The 18,850-nt window shown below is 68.2% G+C and carries 16 protein-coding genes; 10 read left to right on the top strand and 6 right to left on the bottom strand.

Translation table 11 applies throughout. The features are described from left to right. Nucleotides 1–23 precede the first annotated feature (23 nt). Complete coding sequence (nucS, locus tag ABQE93_RS25520) at nt 24–695, top strand: endonuclease NucS (RefSeq protein ID WP_448411609.1); 672 nt, start codon at nt 24–26, stop codon at nt 693–695. Beyond that, a complete protein-coding gene (locus ABQE93_RS25515) occupies nt 695–994 on the top strand; it encodes an Rv1322 family protein (protein WP_448411607.1) in 300 nt (99 codons plus the stop codon). The genes nucS and ABQE93_RS25515 overlap by 1 nt, the downstream gene beginning before the upstream one ends. On the opposite strand, the gene mce is transcribed toward ABQE93_RS25515, so the two are convergent. Further along, nucleotides 991–1,470, bottom strand: coding sequence for a methylmalonyl-CoA epimerase (mce, locus tag ABQE93_RS25510; RefSeq protein WP_448411605.1), 480 nt, complete (start codon nt 1,468–1,470; stop codon nt 991–993). The two genes, ABQE93_RS25515 and mce, sit on opposite strands and share 4 nt — an antisense overlap. An 83-nt stretch (nt 1,471–1,553) precedes the next feature. Here mce and ABQE93_RS25505 point away from each other — a divergent pair, with 83 nt between their 5' ends. The 3 genes from ABQE93_RS25505 to ABQE93_RS25495 are packed head-to-tail and all read left to right on the top strand — an operon-like array spanning nt 1,554 to nt 4,071. After that, nucleotides 1,554–2,735, top strand: a complete 1,182-nt coding sequence (locus tag ABQE93_RS25505) for an acetyl-CoA C-acetyltransferase (protein ID WP_448411603.1) — start codon at nt 1,554–1,556, stop codon at nt 2,733–2,735. A gap of 43 nt (nt 2,736–2,778) precedes the next feature. Further along, the gene (locus ABQE93_RS25500; protein WP_448411601.1) at nt 2,779–3,162 is read left to right on the top strand and encodes a DUF3817 domain-containing protein; all 384 of its coding nucleotides are present in this window, start codon (nt 2,779–2,781) and stop codon (nt 3,160–3,162) included. Between the two features lie 12 nt (nt 3,163–3,174). After that, on the top strand, nt 3,175–4,071 hold the full coding sequence (locus ABQE93_RS25495; protein WP_448411599.1) for a tetratricopeptide repeat protein: 897 nt from the start codon (nt 3,175–3,177) through the stop codon (nt 4,069–4,071). A 16-nt stretch (nt 4,072–4,087) separates the two neighbouring features. Here the strand turns inward: ABQE93_RS25495 and glgB are convergent, their stop codons facing one another. Next, nucleotides 4,088–6,304: a 1,4-alpha-glucan branching protein GlgB gene (gene glgB, locus ABQE93_RS25490; protein ID WP_448411597.1), complete on the bottom strand. Its 2,217-nt coding sequence runs from the start codon at nt 6,302–6,304 to the stop codon at nt 4,088–4,090. 5 nt (nt 6,305–6,309) lie between these two features. After that, nucleotides 6,310–8,397: an alpha-1,4-glucan--maltose-1-phosphate maltosyltransferase gene (locus tag ABQE93_RS25485; RefSeq protein WP_448411595.1), complete on the bottom strand. Its 2,088-nt coding sequence runs from the start codon at nt 8,395–8,397 to the stop codon at nt 6,310–6,312. A 158-nt stretch (nt 8,398–8,555) separates the two neighbouring features. Here ABQE93_RS25485 and glgP point away from each other — a divergent pair, with 158 nt between their 5' ends. The 3 genes from glgP to ABQE93_RS25470 all read left to right on the top strand — a co-directional run bounded on the left by glgP (nt 8,556) and on the right by ABQE93_RS25470 (nt 12,913). Continuing rightward, nucleotides 8,556–11,195: an alpha-glucan family phosphorylase gene (glgP, locus tag ABQE93_RS25480; protein WP_448411594.1), complete on the top strand. Its 2,640-nt coding sequence runs from the start codon at nt 8,556–8,558 to the stop codon at nt 11,193–11,195. After that, nucleotides 11,192–12,040: a Vgb family protein gene (locus ABQE93_RS25475; RefSeq protein ID WP_448411592.1), complete on the top strand. Its 849-nt coding sequence runs from the start codon at nt 11,192–11,194 to the stop codon at nt 12,038–12,040. The genes glgP and ABQE93_RS25475 overlap by 4 nt, the downstream gene beginning before the upstream one ends. A 108-nt stretch (nt 12,041–12,148) precedes the next feature. Beyond that, nucleotides 12,149–12,913, top strand: coding sequence for an MspA family porin (locus ABQE93_RS25470; RefSeq protein ID WP_448411591.1), 765 nt, complete (start codon nt 12,149–12,151; stop codon nt 12,911–12,913). An 86-nt stretch (nt 12,914–12,999) separates the two neighbouring features. Here the strand turns inward: ABQE93_RS25470 and ABQE93_RS25465 are convergent, their stop codons facing one another. The 3 genes from ABQE93_RS25465 to ABQE93_RS25455 all read right to left on the bottom strand — a co-directional run bounded on the left by ABQE93_RS25465 (nt 13,000) and on the right by ABQE93_RS25455 (nt 17,879). After that, nucleotides 13,000–14,439, bottom strand: a complete 1,440-nt coding sequence (locus ABQE93_RS25465) for a neutral zinc metallopeptidase (RefSeq protein WP_448411589.1) — start codon at nt 14,437–14,439, stop codon at nt 13,000–13,002. 96 nt (nt 14,440–14,535) lie between these two features. After that, entirely contained in the window at nt 14,536–16,512 is a 1,977-nt protein-coding gene (locus tag ABQE93_RS25460; RefSeq protein ID WP_448411639.1) for an ATP-dependent DNA helicase, read from the bottom strand. Nucleotides 16,513–16,538: 26 nt separating this feature from the next. Then, nucleotides 16,539–17,879, bottom strand: a complete 1,341-nt coding sequence (locus ABQE93_RS25455; RefSeq protein ID WP_448411587.1) for a nicotinate phosphoribosyltransferase — start codon at nt 17,877–17,879, stop codon at nt 16,539–16,541. 54 nt (nt 17,880–17,933) lie between these two features. Here ABQE93_RS25455 and clpS point away from each other — a divergent pair, with 54 nt between their 5' ends. Then, a complete protein-coding gene (clpS, locus tag ABQE93_RS25450) occupies nt 17,934–18,236 on the top strand; it encodes an ATP-dependent Clp protease adapter ClpS (RefSeq protein ID WP_448394903.1) in 303 nt (100 codons plus the stop codon). Between the two features lie 7 nt (nt 18,237–18,243). Continuing rightward, entirely contained in the window at nt 18,244–18,828 is a 585-nt protein-coding gene (aosR, locus tag ABQE93_RS25445) for an oxidative stress transcriptional regulator AosR (protein ID WP_448411585.1), read from the top strand. Nucleotides 18,829–18,850 lie beyond the last annotated feature (22 nt).

Here is an 18,850-nt window from a genome sequence, read left to right as displayed (position 1 = left end):
GCCCGCCCCCTAATGTGGTTCGGGTGCGTCTCGTCATTGCCCAGTGCACGGTCGACTACATCGGACGGCTCACGGCACATCTACCGTCGGCGCGGCGGCTGCTGCTGATCAAGGCCGACGGGTCGGTGAGCGTGCACGCCGACGACCGGGCCTACAAGCCGCTGAACTGGATGACCCCGCCGTGCCGGCTGACCGAGAACCTCGACGGGCCGGTGCCGGTCTGGGTGGTGGAGAACAAGGCGGGCGAGCAGTTGCGCATCACGATCGAAGAGATCGAGCACGACTCCAGCCACGAACTCGGGGTGGACCCGGGGCTGGTGAAGGACGGGGTGGAGGCGCACCTGCAGGAACTGCTGGCCGAACACGTCGAGCTGCTGGGCCCCGGTTACACGCTGGTGCGCCGGGAGTACATGACCGCGATCGGGCCGGTGGACCTGTTGTGCCGTGACGAGAACGGCGGCTCGGTCGCCGTAGAGATCAAACGCCGTGGCGAGATCGACGGCGTCGAACAGCTCACCCGCTACCTCGAGTTGTTGAACCGGGACACGCTGCTGGCGCCGGTGGCCGGCATCTTCGCGGCCCAACAGATCAAACCGCAGGCGCGCACACTGGCCACTGACCGCGGAATTCGCTGCGTGACGTTGGATTACGACCAGATGCGCGGTATGGACAGCAACGAGTTCCGGCTGTTCTGATGGCCCGGCGCGGCAGGCCCTCGCGACGGCGACCGGCGCCGTCGGCGCCGTTGCCTGCCCCGCGTCGCATCGCGATCGGGCCGGACGGATACGAATACGACGTTCGACCGGTTCCGGCCTCGCGCGCCACCAAGACCTACCGGTGCCCGGGGTGCGACCACGAAATCCAAGCTGGCACAGCACATTTAGTGGTGTTTCCGGCCGACGGTGGCGAAGGGGCGGTCGAAGACCGTCGACACTGGCACACGCCGTGCTGGACGCACCGCAATACGCGCAGCCCGACGCGGAAGTGGTCTTAGTGCGCGGAGTCGTCTGAAGCGGGCTCGACCAACTCGATGAGCACTCCGCCGGCATCCTTGGGGTGGATGAAGTTGATCCGCGAATTGGCGGTGCCGCGCCGCGGTGCGTCGTAGATCAGCCGTACGCCGTCGGCGCGCAGCCGTTCGGAGAGCGCGTCGATGTCGCTGACGCGGTAGGCCAGTTGCTGAAGACCGGGGCCGCGTTTGTCGAGGAACTTCGCGATGGTGGAGGTCTCGTCGAGCGGAGCCATCAGCTGGATCTGCGCGCTGCCGACGGGTGCGCCGCGCACGGACAGCATGGCTTCACGAACGCCCTGGTCCTCGTTGATCTCTTCGTGCAGCACGATCATTCCGAGGTGGTCGTGGTACCACTTGATCGCTGCCTCCAGATCGGGCACCGCGAGTCCGACATGGTCGATTGCTGTGACCAACGCGCTCGCGAGGGCCGGACGGGCATCAACCTGTTCGGTGGTCATAACGTAACGGTAACCTTGAGACAACTGGTTGTGGAATGTGTCATGGGCCACATACGTGTATACCCATGGCCGAAAGGATTTAAATGACAACGTCGGTGATTGTTGCTGGAGCACGTACTCCGGTGGGCAAACTCATGGGTTCGCTCAAGGATTTTTCCGGCAGTGACCTGGGCGGCATCGCGATCGCCGGGGCACTGGAGAAAGCCAAGGTGCCGGCCTCGGCCGTCGAGTACGTGATCATGGGGCAGGTGCTGACTGCCGGCGCCGGGCAGATGCCGGCCCGCCAGGCCGCGATCGCGGCGGGTATCGGCTGGGACGTGCCCTCGCTGACCATCAACAAGATGTGTCTGTCCGGAATCGACGCGATCGCATTGGCCGATCAGTTGATCCGTGCCGGTGAGTTCGACGTGGTGGTCGCCGGGGGACAGGAGTCGATGACGCAGGCGCCCCATCTGTTGATGAACAGCCGCTCGGGCTACAAGTACGGCGACGTCACGGCGTTGGACCACCTGGCCTACGACGGCCTGCACGACGTGTTCACCGACCAGCCGATGGGCGCGCTCACCGAGCAGCGCAACGACGTCGACCAGTTCACCCGCGCCGAGCAGGACGAGTTCGCCGCGCGCTCGCACCAAAGGGCTGCTGCGGCATGGAAAGACGGCGTCTACGCCGACGAAGTGGTGCCGGTGCAGATACCGCAGCGCAAGGGTGACCCGATCGAGTTCGCCGAGGACGAGGGCATCCGGGCCAACACCACTACCGAGTCGCTGGCGGGTCTGAAGCCCGCCTTCCGCAAGGACGGCACCATCACCGCCGGGTCCGCGTCGCAGATCTCCGACGGCGCCGCCGCAGTCGTGGTGATGAACAAGGACAAGGCCGTCGAGATGGGTTTGACCTGGCTGGTCGAGATCGGCGCGCACGGCGTCGTCGCGGGCCCGGACTCCTCCCTGCAGTCACAGCCGGCCAACGCCATCAAGAAGGCCATCGCGCGCGAAGGCATCTCCGTTGATCAGCTCGATGTGATCGAGATCAACGAGGCGTTCTCCGCGGTGTCGTTGGCCTCGGCCAAGGAACTCGGCGTGGACCTGGACAAAGTCAACGTCAACGGCGGCGCGATCGCCATCGGCCATCCCATCGGGATGTCGGGGGCCCGGATCGCCCTGCACGCGGCCCTTGAGCTGGCGCGACGGGGTTCCGGCTATGGCGTGGCGGCCCTGTGCGGGGCCGGCGGCCAGGGCGACGCGCTGATTCTGCGCGCCGGGTAGCGCCTACGACGCTGCGTAGTAATCGGCTCGGGTTTCGGGCACAATGGCGGCCATGACCCGTGCCTTCGATCCTCGGTCCGTCGCTCGTTGGTTCCGCTTCGTGGCCCTGCTCGAGGCGATCAGCTGGGCCGGACTGCTGATCGGGATGTATTTCAAGTACCTGGGCACGCCTCGGACCGAGATCGGGGTCAAGGTGTTCGGCGCGGCGCACGGGGCGATCTTCGTGGCTTTCGTTGCGGTCGCCGTGCTGGCCGGACTGGTGTTCAAGTGGGCGTACGGCACCTGGTTGCTGGCGGGGCTGTCGAGCATTCTGCCGATGTGCAGTGTGATCTTCGTCATATGGGCCGACCGCACCGGCCGGATCGGCGTCGGGGCGGCCGCCCGGCCCCTTGCCCAGCCGGGCCTGACCGCACCCGAATCGACGTGACAAACTTGTAGCGTGACTCGTCCTCGACCTTCAATGGCGGCCTCGATGGCCGGTGCGGTTGACCTGTCAGCGCTCAAACAGCGGGCGTCCGCGGGTGACGGTGGTTCGGCGGCCCCATCGGGTGGGGTAGAGATCACCGAGGCCAACCTCGAAGCAGAAGTTCTGGTCCGCTCCGGGCAGGTGCCCGTCGTCGTGCTGTTGTGGTCGCCGCGCAGCGACGCCAGCATCCAGTTGGGTGATGCGCTGGCCAACCTCGCTTCGACTGACGGCGGTAAGTGGGCGCTGGCCACAGTCAACGTCGACACGGTTCCGCGTGTGGCGCAGATGTTCGGCGTGCAGGCCGTCCCGACGGTGGTGGCGTTTGGCGCCGGCCAACCGCTGTCGAGCTTTCAGGGCGTGCAACCGCCCGAGCAACTGCGGCAGTGGATCGATTCACTGCTGAACGCGGTCGCCGGCAAGCTCCCCGGCGGCGGTGAGGATCCCGACCAACCCGAACAGGTCGACCCAGAACTCGCGCAGGCGCGGGCCCATTTGGACGCCGGCGACTTCGACGCGGCGGGCAAGGCGTATCAGGCGATCCTGGACGCCAACCCCGGCCATGCCGAGGCCAAGGGCGCGGTGCGCCAGATCGGCTTTCTGCAGCGGGCGACCACGCGTGCCCCCGGCGCGATCGTCGCCGCCGACGCCCAGCCGGACGACATCGAGTTGGCGTTCGCGGCCGCCGACGTCGAGATCCTGCAGCAGAACGTCGGCGCGGCCTTCGACCGGTTGGTCGGGTTGGTCAAGCGCACCGCCGGTGACGACCGCGCCAAGGTGCGCACGCGGCTCGTCGAGCTGTTCGAGCTGTTCGACCCCGCCGACCCCGAGGTGATCGCGGGCCGACGCAAGCTCGCCAACGCGCTGTACTGACGGGCGGCGGCAGGAACTACGCGGCGACCTCGTATTCGAACCAGAGGGCGGCCAGCGGCGGTAGCACCATGACGGCCGAAGCGGGGCGGCCGTGCCACGGCTCGTCGGTCGCCTCGACCGCGCCGTAGTTGCCGATCCCAGCGCCGTTGTAGATGTCGGCGTCGGTGTTGAGCACCTCGCGCCACGTGCCCGTGTGCGGCAGGCCCAGCCGGTAGCGGGTGTGCTCGGCGCCGGAGAAGTTGAAGACGCACGCCATCACGGAGCCGTCGTCGCCGTAGCGCAAAAAGCTCAGCACGTTGTTGGCCGAGTCGTTGGCGTCGATCCAGGAGTAGCCCTCGGGGCTGGTGTCGCGCGACCACAGCGCCCGCCTGCTGCCGTAGATGGCGTTCATGTCTGCCACCATGCGCTGAATGCCCGTCGAGTAACTGTTCTCGTCGAGCTGATACCAGTCGACGCCGCGTTCCTCCGACCACTCGGCGCGCTGGCCGAAATCCTGTCCCATGAACAACAGTTGCTTGCCCGGATGCGCCCACTGGTAGGCCAGCAGGCCGCGCAGCCCGGCCGCCTTGACGTGGTCGTTGCCGGGCATCCGGCCCCACAGCGTGCCCTTGCCGTGCACCACCTCGTCGTGGCTGACCGGCAGCACGTAGTTCTCGCTGAACGCATACAGCATCGAGAACGTGATCTCGTGGTGGTGATAGCTGCGGTGGATCGGGTCGCGTTTGACGAACTCCAGGGTGTCGTTCATCCAGCCCATGTTCCACTTCATCGAAAAGCCCAGGCCGCCAAGGTTTGTCGCCCTGGTGACGCCCGGCCACGACGTCGACTCCTCGGCGACGGTGACGATACCGGGCGCCCCTTTGTGCAGGGTCGCGTTCATCTCCTGCAGGAACTGCACGGCTTCGAGGTTCTCTCGGCCGCCGTAGATGTTCGGCGTCCAGCCGCCCTCGGGACGCGAATAGTCCAGGTACAGCATGGAGGCGACCGCGTCGACGCGCAGACCGTCGATGTGGAACTCCTGGCACCAGTACAGCGCGTTAGCGACCAGGAAGTTACGCACCTCGGCGCGGCCGAAGTCGAATACGTAGGTGCCCCAGTCGAGTTGCTCGCCACGATGCGGATCGGAATGCTCGTAGAGCGCTGTCCCGTCGAAGCGGCCCAGCGCCCACGCGTCCTTGGGGAAGTGGGCGGGCACCCAGTCCATGATCACGCCGATGCCGGCCTGGTGCAGGGTGTCGACGAGGTAGCGGAACTCGTCGGGGGTACCCAGCCGTGACGTCGGCGCGTAATACGACGTCACCTGGTAGCCCCACGAGCCGCCGAACGGATGTTCGGCCACCGGCATCAGCTCCACATGGGTGAAGCCTTGTGCCACCACGTATTCCGTGAGCTGCTCGGCCAGCTCGCGATAGCTCAGGCCCGGCCGCCACGACATGAGGTGCACCTCGTAGGTGCTCATCGGCTCGAACACCGGGTTGAGATCGGCCCGCCGATCCATCCATTCATCGTCGCGCCAGCGGTACTCGCTGTGCGTCACCTTCGACGCCGTCTGCGGCGGCACCTCCGTGGCGAACGCCATCGGATCGGCGCGGTCGCTGACCGAGCCGTCGGCGCCGTGGATCCGGAACTTGTACAGGCCGCCGATTTCGAAACCGGGCCAGAACAACTCCCACACACCGGTGGAGCCCAGCACCCGCAGCTGAGCCTCCGTGCCGTCCCAGTGGTTGAAATCGCCAATCAGGCTGACGCCTTTGGCGTTCGGCGCCCACACCGCGAACGAGACGCCGTCGACCACACCGTCGGGCGTGGTGAAGCTGCGCGGGTGGGCGCCCAGCACCTCCCACAGCCGCTCGTGGCGGCCCTCGGCGAACAGGTGCAGGTCGACCTCGCCGAGCGTGGGCAGGAACCGGTAGGCGTCGGCGACGGTGTGGCGGTGGGTCTTGCCGTCCTGGCCGGCGTAGCTGACCTCGAGGCGGTAGTCGACCAGGTCGGTGAACGGCAGCGCGACCGCGAACAATCCGGCCTCGATATGGGTGAACGGGTACCGCTCACCGCCGATCAGCGCGACCACCTCCAGCGCGTGCGGCCGGTAGGCCCGGATGACGGTGTGGTCGTCGTACTCGTGGGCGCCGAGAACCGAATGCGGATCGTGATGGTCGCCGGACAGCAGCCGGTTGAGGTCGGCGGTGTGTGGCCTCAGATGGGGGCTGGTGAGTGGGTTGGTCTGCGTCATGTTGGTCACTCCCTACGCAGCAGGTTCAGTCGGTGTTCCGGCGCAACCTGTGGCATGTTGAGCACGTGCGCCACGGCCCTGGCCGGATCGATACGGACGTAATTCGCTTGGCCCCACTGGTATTCCTCGCCGGTGATCTCATCGCGCACCCAGAACCGGTCGTAGGGTTCCATACCTAGCGCGGCCATGTCGAGCCACAAGGTGGTCTCTTCGACGCCGAACGGGTTGAGTGTCACCACCACCAGCACCTGGTCACCGGTTGCGGGGTCGAACTTGCTGTACGCCAGCAGCGCATCGTTGTCGGGGTGGTGGAACTTGATGGTGCGCAGCTGGTGCAGCGCCGGGTGGACGCGACGAATCTCGTTGAGCTGGGTCAAAAACGGCTCCAGCGATTCGCCGTCGGCCACTGCGGCCTCGAAGTCACGCGGCCGAAGTTCGTACTTCTCGGAGTTCAGATACTCTTCGCTGCCCTCGCGCACGGCCCGATGCTCGAACAGCTCATAGCCCGAATACACCCCCCATGACGAACTCATCGTCGCCGCCAGCACCGCCCGGATCGCGAACATGCCGGGCCCGCCGTGTTGCAGGCTCTCATGCAGGATGTCGGGGGTGTTGACGAACAGGTTGGGCCGCGCATAGTCGGCGTGCTCGGCGATCTGCTCGCCGAATTCAGTCAGCTCCCACTTCGCCGTGCGCCAGGTGAAGTACGTATAAGACTGGGTGAAGCCGAGTTTGGCCAACCCGTACAACCGGGCCGGTCGGGTGAAGGCCTCGGACAAAAACAGCACGTCGGGATCGTCGTTCTTCACTTCGCCGATCAGCCAGGCCCAGAAGTCCGGCGGCTTGGTGTGCGGGTTGTCGACGCGGAACACCTTGACGCCGTGTGAAATCCAGTACCGCACGACGCGCAGCACTTCCTGATACAGCCCGGCGGGATCGTTGTCGAAGTTCAGCGGGTAGATGTCCTGGTACTTTTTCGGCGGGTTCTCCGCGTAGGCGATGGTCCCGTCGGGTAACACGGTGAACCACTCGGGATGCTCACGCGCCCAGGGATGATCGGGCGCGGTCTGCAACGCCAGGTCCAGCGCCACCTCCATACCCTCGTCACGGGCGGCGGCGACGAAATCGTCGAAATCCTCGATGGTGCCCAGCCGCGGGTGCACGGCGTCGTGGCCGCCCTCGTCGCTGCCGATCGCCCACGGTGAGCCGACGTCGTTGGGCGCCGCGGTGACGCTGTTGTTGCGGCCCTTGCGGTGCACCTTGCCGATCGGGTGGATCGGCGGCAGATACACCACGTCGAACCCCATCCGCGCGATGCGCGACAGCGCCTTGGTGGCGGTGGCGAACGTGCCGTGTACGGGGTTGCCGCTGGCGTCCCACCCGCCCGTCGACCGCGGAAAGATCTCGTACCAGGCGCTGAATTTTGCCAGCGGGCGGTCGACCCACACGCCGTACTGCTCGCCGCGGGTTACCAGTTCGCGCAGCGGATACTGCGAGAGCAACTCGGCCACCTCGGGGGACAGCGCCGCGCCCGCGCGGGTGAACGGGTCACCGGGCTCGCGCAGCCGGGCCGCGGCGTCGATCAGCGGAAACCGGTCCTGGCGGGGCACCCCGGCGGCGGCGCGCTCCAGCAGAGCGGCGCCGACCAGCAGGTCATTGGACAGTTCGGCCTCGCTCTGCCCGGCGTCCAGCTTCGCGGTCACGTTCTTGCGCCACGTCGCTATGGGGTCGCCCCACCCGTCGACCCGGAACGTCCACAGACCGACCGCGTCGGGGGTGAACTGACCGTGCAACACGTCCGGCGTCGTACCCGTCGACATGGGCAGCCGCTGGGGTTTGATCCGTGAGGCCGGGGTGACGACGTCCTCGATCGGCACGGCCTCGGCGGTGCGTACCAGACCGGGTGGGTCCTCGACCAGCTTCGGGTAGCCGCGGCCGTGGTAGCGCACGACCAGCGTGGCCGCGACGGCGTCGTGGCCCTCGCGCCACACCGTCGCCGTCACCGGCACGATTTCGCCGACGACGGCCTTGGCCGGGTACCGGCCCCCGGAGATGACAGGTGCGACGTCGTCGATTGCGATCCGACCGGCCACCCCACCACTCCTTAACGTTGTCGCGGCCCTGTGCGTAACAGCCTCGTGAGTACCCTCTGCCGCCCTATACCCACCGTAATGCGCAGCCCAACCCCCCGCGCCGAAGCGAGCAGGGTTCCAGACTGCGCCGCTGCGAAAGATCAGTAATGTCTACTCGCGTGAAAGCCCTGAGACGGTTCACCGTGCGCGCCCACCTTCCCGACCGAATGGCCGCGCTCGAACGGCTGTCCATCAACCTGCGCTGGACGTGGGACAAACCCACGCAGGACCTGTTCGCCACCATCGACGAGGACCTGTGGCGGCAGGTCGGCTGCGACCCGGTCGCGCTGCTGGGGCAGGTGAGCCCGAAGCGACTCGATGAGCTGGCGGTCGACGAGTCGTTTCTGGGTCGCCTCGACGGGCTCGTCGCCGATCTCGACGACTACCTGACCCGCCCGCTGTGGTACCAGCAGCAGCTCCAACACGGCGCCGAACTGCCCAACGGCATCGCGTACTTCTCGATGGAGTTCGGCGTGGCCGAGGTGCTGCCGAACTACTCCGGCGGCCTGGGCATCCTGGCCGGGGACCATCTCAAGTCGGCCTCCGATCTGGGCCTTCCGCTGATCGCGGTGGGGCTGTTGTACCGCTCGGGCTACTTCCGGCAGTCGTTGACCGCCGACGGCTGGCAGCACGAGAGCTATCCGTCGCTGGACCCGCAGGGCCTTCCGCTTCGACAGCTGACCGACCGCAGCGGCAAGCCCGTGCTCGTGGAGCTGGCGATGCCCGAAGACGCCCAGCTGCGCGCCCGGGTCTGGGTCGCTCAGGTTGGCCGGATTCCGTTGCTGCTCTTGGATTCCGACATCCCGGCCAACGAACACGGATTGCGCGCGGTGACCGACCGGCTCTATGGCGGAGACCAGGAACACCGCATCAAGCAGGAGATTCTGGCCGGCATCGGCGGAGTGCGGGCGATCCGGGCGTTCATCGAGCTGGAGGGTCGTCCCGCCCCCGAGGTGTTCCACATGAACGAGGGACATGCTGGGTTTCTCGGCGCTGAGCGGATCCGCGAGCTGATCGACGCCGGGCTGGACTTCGACACCGCGTTGACGGTGGTGCGTTCGTCGACGGTGTTCACCACCCACACACCGGTGCCCGCGGGCATCGACCGGTTCCCGGTGGAAATGGTCAGGCGCTACTTCGGCGGTGGCGCCGATGCGCCCGCGCACGACGGGCAGCCGGCCAGTGGGCCGCCCTCGCGGCTGCTGCCCGGAGTCCCGCTGGACCGCATCGTCGCGTTCGGCACCGAGGAGGACCCGGCGAAGTTCAACATGGCCCACATGGGTCTGCGGCTGGCCCAGCGGGCCAACGGCGTATCGCTGCTGCACGGCAAGGTCAGCCGCCACATGTTCAACGCGCTGTGGCCGGGGTTCGACCCTGCCGAGGTGCCGATCGGCTCGATCACCAACGGCGTGCACGCCCCGACGTGGGCGGCGCCTCAGTGGCTGGAGTTGGGTCGCGAACTGATCGGCGCCGGCTCGCGTGGTGAGCCCGCGGTGTGGGAGCCCGAGGTGTGGGAGCGGCTGCATCAGGTCGATCCCGGGCATATGTGGTGGATCCGCTCGCAACTGCGCAACCAGCTGGTCGAGGACGTGCGGGTGCGGCTGCGTCGGTCGTGGGCCGAACGCGGTGCGGCCGATGCCGAACTCGGTTGGATCGCAACGGCGTTCGACCCCGAAGTGCTGACCATCGGGTTCGCCCGGCGGGTTCCCACGTATAAGCGGCTGACGCTGATGCTGCGCGACCCCGAACGCCTGGAGCGGTTGCTGCTCGACGAGCAGCGCCCGATCCAGCTGATCGTGGCGGGCAAGTCGCACCCAGCCGACGAGGGCGGTAAGGCGCTGATCCAGCAGGTGGTCAAATTCGCCGACCGGCCCGAGGTGCGGCACCGCATCGCGTTTCTGCCCGACTACGACATGTCGATGGCCCGCCAGCTTTACTGGGGATGCGATGTGTGGCTGAACAATCCGCTGCGACCGCTGGAGGCGTGCGGCACCTCGGGAATGAAGAGCGCGCTCAACGGTGGGCTGAACCTGTCGATCCGCGACGGCTGGTGGGACGAGTGGTACGACGGCGAAAACGGTTGGGAGATCCCGACTGCCAACGGCCTCGCCGACGAAGAGCGACGCGACGACCTCGAGGCGGCCGCGCTCTACGATCTGCTCGAGAATGCGGTGGCGCCGAAGTTCTACGACCGCAACGAGCACAACGTCCCGATGCGGTGGGTGGAGATGGTGCGCCACACGCTGATCGCGCTCGGACCGAAGGTGTTGGCGTCGCGCATGGTTCGCGACTACACCGAGAAGTATTACGCGCCGGCAGCCCAATCCTTGCGTAAGACAGTGCAACCCAACTCCAACGGTGAACCGTTCGGTGCGGCCTGCGACCTGGCGGACTACCGGCGGCGCGCCCAGGACGCCTGGCCGAAAATCCAGATCACCGATGTCGACAGCTCCGGGCTGCCCGACACCCCGCTGCTCGGGTCTGAGCTCACGTTGACCGCAAAGGTGCAACTCGCCGACCTGCGACCCGATGAGGTGACCGTGCAGGCGGTGCTGGGTCGCGTCGATGCCAGCAACACCCTGGTGGATCCGGTGACAGTGCCGATGCAGCACACCGGCACGGCCGACGGTGGCAACGCGGTCTTTTCGACGACGACGCCGCTGCCGGTCGCCGGTCCGGTCGGATACACGGTGCGGGTGTTGCCCCACCACCCGCTGCTGGCCGGCGACAACGAACTCGGCCTCGTCACCTCCGCGTGACGGGCGCGCTGAAGGTCCCGCTCGACGGCGGGCCCTATGCACTGGCTCTCGGCGCCGACGGTGCGCTGTGGGTGACGCTGGTGCACGCGGGCGCGATCGCGCGGGTGACCACCACAGGTGAGGTCACGGTGTTCCCCGTCGACGTACAGAGTCGCCCGTCGCTCATCACCTCGGGCCCCGACGGCGCGTTGTGGTTCACCCGCGCCGGCGACGACCACATCGGCCGGATCACCACGGCGGGGGAGTTGAGCGCGTTTGCGCTCGGCGAGGGCCGCGGCCCGTACGGCATCACCGCGGGTCCCGACGAAGCGCTGTGGTTCACTGCGATGACCTCCGGTGAGGTCGGCTGGATTTCGGTCGACGGGCAGGTGACCGATTGGCATGCGGTCGGCGGCGCGCCGGCGATGATCACGACCGGACCCGACAGCGCGTTGTGGTTCACCCTCAACCAGGCCAACGCGATCGGTCGGCTGTCGCCGCATGACGGCCTGACCGTACGCGAACTGCCCTCTGCCGCGGCGGGTCCGGTGGGAATTGCCGCAACCCACGATGACGCCGTGTGGTTCACCGAGATCCGCGCCGAGAAACTCGGCCGCATCCCGCTTGACGACGCGGTCCAGGAGATCGACCTTCCCGGTAAACCGCATGCGGTGGTGGCCGATCCCGACGACGGCGTGTGGGTGAGCCTGCGGGGGTCGCATCAGATCGCCAGGGTCAGCGGCGACGGCGAGATCGTCGTCATCGACCTCCCGCAGGGCAGCGAGCCACACGGGCTGGCGATCGGCCCCGACGGCGCACCCTGGATCGCGCTGGAGGCCGGGTACGTGTTGCGGATGCCGACCTGAGACCGATGCCGCGCCGTTATCCGGACACCCGTACAGCAGCCGCGGCGGCCCAGGTAGGTTGCCCTCCAGTGCGTCAATTACCGCGACGCGTGGCGAAGGACTTCAGCAGTGACGGTTGGACATGGGTTGCGGGGTGCCATCACCTTCCTGGCGATCAGCGGGCTGCTCGGAGGGCTGGCGGCTGCCACGGCGTCGGCCGAACCGGCGATCGAGCCCGTCGTCGACGTGGCCCCCGCCGCACCGCCGCCAGAGGGCGCACTCGGGCCTGACGCGCCACCGCCGCCCGACGACGGTGCGGTCGCGTCCACGCCGCCGGTGGTGAAAGAAGCCCCCGACGGTTGGCGTCTGGAACTGGGCGCCAAAGATGAGACCCAGGCCCCGATTCCTCCGTTGACGACGGCGCTGTCGTCGCGCGAGTACGTGGTCGGCGGCACCTACACCGGCAAGCTGAGCGGTCCCGACGACGGCAGCACGCCGCAGGGCACCCTCGAGGTCGGCTACGAGATCGGCTGCGGCATCGACATGAGCACGTCCAACGGCGTCTCACTGACCGGCACCGCGGGCATCAACCCGTCGCTGGGCATCCTGGGTATCGACGCCGCCGGACCGCTGGAGCTCGGGGTCCTGCCCAGCGTCGGCGGCAATATCGGCGGCGGTATCACCGTCGGCCTCAAACCCGGTCTGATCAACGTGGTTCCGGTGACCAAAAAGGAGTTCACCGGCGCCGAGCCGTGGGTGATGGTGAGCGACTTCCGCGTCAAGATCGACGGCTGCGTAGGCGAGTCGTTCATCCGCTCGTATGCGTTCTTGACGCGCTCCACCGAGATGTCGGAGGCGATCGTCGCTTGGTACGGCGTGACCAAACACATCTAGAGATTCAGCCGCGCGAGCAGACGCAAAGGGCCCCGTTGGGCAGGAATCGGGGGCATTCCGCGTCTGCTCGCGGGCAAAGCCAACCGTCATGAGAAGCGTTTGAAGCAGCGGTCCTGATCGCCGAGTACCCCGACGCGGAACGCGTCGATCCGGGAAAACCCGGACGGCACCGACTCACCGTTGACGTCGCTGGCGACCAAGCCGTTGGTGAGGATGCCTGACACCGCCTCGTCGACGTCGCCCGCGGTCAGCGCGACGGTGTTGCCGTCGGGGGTGGTGACCGAATTCGACAGCATCGTGGTGGCCACACCGGTCAGACAGGCGGTGCGCAGCGCGGCCTCGGCGTCGTCGAGCGCGACGCCGCCGTGCTGGTGCTGGATCGCCTGCATGTAGCGCGACACCAGCACCGAGTAGGCGGTGTTGTCGCCGGTGGCCAACCCGTCGCCGCCGCTGGTGACGTCTATCGTGCCCATCCGCGCCAGCTCGTCGAGGTCGACGGCGATGGTGTTGGTGCTCGGGCAGTACGCCACCGGCGGGCTCGGCCGGGTGCCGGGACAGTCGGCGACCGCAAAGCTCAGCCGCGGCGGGTCGGCGGGCTCGAAGAGAATGTTCAGCGCGTCGATGATCGCACGCACCGAGGTCTCGCTGACTTCCCACTCACCGGTCTCGTTCTCGTCGAGTAGCACCGGCAGATCGCCTCGGCGCTGGCCGATCTCGCGCATGTCGATCGAGGCGCATGCGGCCGCGCCGTCGGTGAAGCCGAACTGGAACGCCGAGAGCCGTTCGAACGCCGAGCCGTGCTCGTCGACGCCTGCCTCGGCGTCGGTCTCGCTCATCAGCGGGTCGCGGAACGCGATCACCGCGGCCAGCACATTGTTGAGGCCCTCGCCGGTGGACAGGGTGAACCGCGGCGAGTGGTCCTCGGCCACCCAGCGCATGTAGACCCCGGCCAGGCAGTCGGCCTGCTGTTCGGCGACCAGGGTGGGGGTGGTGTCGTCGACCAACTCCGCCTGCCGCTGCACGGCGTGGCCGTACTCGTGGGCGAGGGTCATCGTGACGCCCATGTCGCCGTAGGCGTGCTGTAGGTCGGGCAGCAGTTCACCGCGGTCCCAGCCGATGGTCCGGTCGTCGTGGCAGAAGCCGGCGTTGACCAGGCCGTAGGTGTCGCCGCCGCAGAACTCGATGCTGTCAAATCCGTTGGCGTCCCAGGAGATCAGCGCCTTCACCCGGCGGAACGCGCCGCCGAGCGGCTCGCGGTAGGCGGCGGACCAGAACTCCTCGATGTCGCTGACGGCCTGGCGGGCCAGCTCGTCGACGTCGCCGCCGTCGGTGCCCTGGACCTTGCGGGTCGGTTCGGCGGCGTCGGGCCGCAGCCCGGTCGGCCCGTCGGTCGCCGGCATACCCGCGACGCGGAACGGATCGGCGAACACCGAGACGGGTTGGCCCTGCAAGGTCGCCGTACATGCCGCGACCAGCAGCGCCGAAGATGCCGCGACCACGGCGCGTGCCAGGTGTCCTCGGCCCATGCCGATATACCTAATACCTCGAATCCGCCCGAAGGGACATTTGGGCGCGAAAGTGCGAGTGAATTTCGCGATACGTCGATCTCGGCGCGAGAGGGGTCAGGCGCCGCGCAACCGTTGCAGCGCCTGGCGTACCCGGGTCGGATCGGTCGTCGCCCAGAACGGCGGCAGCGACGCGCGCAGGTAGCCGCTGTAGCGGGCGGTGGCCATCCGCGAGTCGAGCACCGCGACGACGCCGCGGTCCTCCACGGTGCGCAGCAGCCGGCCCGCGCCCTGGGCCAACAGCAACGCGGCGTGGCTGGCGGCGATGGCCATGAACCCGTTGCCGCCGCGGGCGGCCACCGCACGCTGGCGCGCGGTGAGCAACGGATCGTCGGGCCGCGGAAACGGGATCCGGTCGATGAGCACCAGCGACAGCGACGGGCCCGGCACGTCGACGCCCTGCCACAGCGACAACGTGCCGAACAGCGATGTCTCGGGATCCTCGGCGAACCGCTTCACCAGCGCCGACGTGGTGTCCTCACCCTGGCACAGCACCGGGGTGTCGAGGCGCTCGCGCATGATCTCGGCGGCGGCCTTGGCTGCCCGCATCGACGAGAACAACCCCAGCGTGCGCCCGCCGGCCGCGGTCACCAGCGCCGCGATCTCGTCGAGTTGCTCGGCGTTGGTGAATGTCGCCGACTCCGCGGCTCCGGCCCCGCTGCCGCGGTGCCCCGGCGGCGGCAGGTGCGCGGCGACGTAGAGGATGCCCGACTTGGCGTGCTCGAACGGCGAGCCGACGTCGATCCCGCGCCACTTGGTGTCCTCGCCGAGCCCCCAGGCCGCGGCCATCGCGTCGAACGTGCCGCCGATCGTCAGCGTCGCCGACGTCAACACGGTCGTCGAGTGCTCGAAAAGCCTGCCGCGCAACAACCCTGCCACCGACAGCGGCGCCACCCGCAGCACCGCGCGCACGTTGCCGCGGTTGTCCTCGTGGGCCAGCCACACCACGTCGGTGCGGTCGGGGATGGCCGGCACGAACGAGTCGAGGATGCGCGACGCGGTGTCGGCGACGTCGGTCAGCGCGGTGACCGCCTCCGCGCGCGCCGACGCGGCCTTCGGGTCGGCCGGGCTGGTGTCGATCGCCGCACGCACGCCGTGGGCGGCGTCGCGCAGCGCGGTCAGATAGGTCGCCAACTCGTCGTCGAGCGTGTCGATGCGCCCGGGCGTGGCGTCGTGGATCGCCGACGAGATCGTCGCGGTCGCCGCCTCCAGCCGTTGGGTGAGTTCGGCGTCGACGAGGCGCGCCGCGCGGCGCTGCGCCACCCCGAGCGACGTCGCCGACAATTCACCGGTGGCCACCGACGTCACCCGGTCGACCAGTTCGTGTGCCTCGTCGACGACGAGCAGGCGGTGCTCGGGCAGCACGGCCGCATCGGAGATCGCATCGATGGCCAGCAGCGCGTGGTTGGTGACGACGACATCGGCGTGTCCGGCCTTGGCGCGCGCCCGCTCGGAAAAGCAGTCGGTGCCGAACGGACACCGCGACACCCCGATGCACTCCCGCGCCGAAACGCTGACCTGCGACCACGACCGGTCCGGAACCCCCGGGGCCAGCTCGTCGCGATCACCGGTGTCGGTGTTCGACGACCACGCGATGAGCCGCTGCACATCGCGGCCCATAGCGCTGGCGGCCATCGGCTCGAACAGCTCCTCCTGCGGCCGGTCTTCGGGTTCGGCCGCAGCCGACCCGTTGTGAATCTTGTTCAGGCACAGGTAGTTTCCCCGGCCCTTCAGCAACGCGAACTCCGGGGCCCGTGGCAGCGCGTCGGCCAGCGACTGCGCCAGCCGGGGCAGGTCGCGGTCCACCAGTTGGCGTTGCAGCGCGATGGTCGCCGTCGACACCACGACCGGTTCCTCGATCTCGAGGGCACGCGCGATCGCGGGCACCAGATAGGCCAACGATTTGCCGGTGCCCGTTCCGGCCTGCACCGCCAGATGCTCACCGGTTTCGAAGGCGCGCGCCACCGCCTCGGCCATCTCGATCTGACCGCTGCGCTGGCTGCCGCCCAACGAGGACACGGCCGCGGCCAGCAGGTCGGTGACGTCTGCCGTGGTGCCTCCTAAGTTGTGCGCGGAACCATGCGGGTCGGGATCGCCGGTTCGCCGCGGGACAGCGCCAGACCGTGCCACGGCAAGCTTTCCAGGCCGCCGCGGACCCGCTCGCGCGCCGTCGCCAGCGCGAGGTCGCCGACCGGTTCGCCGTCGCGCACCAGCGCCTCGGTGAGCGACCGCACGACCAGCCCCCGCTCGTCTGCGGGCGGCTGTCCGTACAGGTGCACGACCTCCTCGACGACGGTGCCGGTGGTCTTGGCCAGCCGCGTCGCCTGTTTGCGTCCGCCGTGGGATTCCTTGTGGCTGCTGCGCTTCTCCACCGGCATGCCGTCGACCTCGACGAGCTTGTACACCATGCCTGCGGTCGGCGCGCCCGACCCGGTCACCAGCGAGGTGCCGACGCCGAACATGTCGACGGGTTCGGCGCGCAGCGCGGCGATACCGAACTCGTCGAGATCGCCGGAGACCACGATGCGGGTCCGGTGCGCGCCGAGTTCGTCAAGTTGCTCGCGGACCTGACGCGCCAGCACCCCGAGGTCGCCGGAGTCGATGCGGACCGCACCGAGTTCGGGGCCGGCCACCTCGACGGCGTTGGCCACCCCGGCGGTGATGTCGTAGGTGTCGACCAAAAGCGTGGTGCCCACCCCGAGCGCCTCGACCTGCGCCGCAAACGCCGCCTTCTCCCATTTGGACGTTCTTCGCCCGAGAGGCTCATCACCAGGCCCGGCGGCTTCCGTGTACAGCAACGTGAACGCGTGCGCGCTGGTGCCCGCGGCGGGGACCCCGTAGACGCGCTGCGCCTCCAGGTTCGACGACGCGGTGAACCCGGCGAGGTAGGCCGCCCGCGCGGCGGCGACGGCGGCTTGCTCATGCGTGCGCCGTGAGCCCATCTCGATCAGGGAACGGCCCTCGGCCGCCGACACCATGCGTGCGGCCGCCGACGCGATTGCGCTGTCGTGGTTGAAGATCGACAGCGCCAGGGTTTCCAGGACGACGCACTCGCCGAACGTGCCGTGCACCGAGAGCACCGGCGAACCCGGGAAGTACAGCTCGCCCTCGCCGTACCCGTCGATATCGCCGCTGAACCGGTAGTCGGCCAGGTAGGCCAGCGTCTCGGGGTCACAGAAGTCCGAAAGCGCGGCGAGCGCGTCGTCGTCGAACCTGAACTGCGCCAACGCCTGCACCAACCGGGCCGTGCCTGCGACCACGCCGTAGCGGCGGCCCTCGGGCAGGCGACGCGCGAACAGCTCGAACGTCGTGCGGCGGTGCGCGGTGCCGTCGCGCAGGGCGGCCGCGAGCATCGTCAGCTCGTACTTGTCGGTCAACAACGCCACAGCCGGCCGGGTCACACCGCAACCGTAGTAGTTAAAGGCCCTCGATATGCCCCGGCTATCCTGAAGAACATGGTTACGCCGGCCAAGGCTCGACCGGGAACCCGCGAGGAGCGTGACGTCGCCACGCACGAGGCGGCCGACGTCCCTTGGGTGACGATCGTCTGGGACGACCCGGTCAACCTGATGACTTATGTGACGTACGTTCTCCAGAAGCTGTTCGGCTACAGCGAGCCGCACGCGACCAAACTCATGCTGCAGGTGCACAACGAAGGTAAGGCCGTGGTGTCGGCGGGCAGCCGTGAGTCGATGGAGGTCGACGTCTCCAAACTCCATGCCGCCGGCTTGTGGGCGACCATGCAACAGGACCGCTGACAGAACAGTGCGTAAATGGAAGCGGGTCGAGACTCCCGACGGCCCGCGGTTCCGCTCGGCGTTGGCCGCGCATGAGGCCGCGTTGCTGCACAGCCTGGCCACCTCGATGATCGGCATGCTCGAAGAGCGCCAATCCACCGCTCCCGCAGATGAATTGGAGCAGATCACCGGTATCCGCACCGGAAACTCCACCCCGCCGCAGGACGAAACGATGAAACGCCTGCTGCCCGACTTCTACCGGTCCCAGACCGACCATCCCGCCGGTTCGGGGACGGCCGAATCCCTCAACAGCGCGTTGCGCAGCCTGCACGAGCCCGAGATCATCGACGCGAAACGTCAAGCCGCACAGCAACTTCTGGACACTGTTCCGCAGGCGGGCGGCAAGCTCGAGCTGACCGAGGACGACGCGCAGGCGTGGGTCGCCGCGGTCAACGACATGCGGCTGGCACTGGGCACGATGCTCGGGGTCGCGTCGGGCGGACCCGACGCGCTGCCCGACGACCATCCGATGGCAGGGCACCTCGACGTGTACCAGTGGCTGACCGTGCTGCAGGAATATCTGGTCCTCGGGCTCATGGGCAAGTCGCGTTGATGAGCGCCATTCGCGGAAAGAG

The sequence above is a fragment of the Mycolicibacterium sp. XJ662 genome (genome assembly GCF_053484035.1).
Note: the sequence above shows the minus strand (reverse complement) of the source record. Positions and strands in the feature narration are given on the sequence as shown.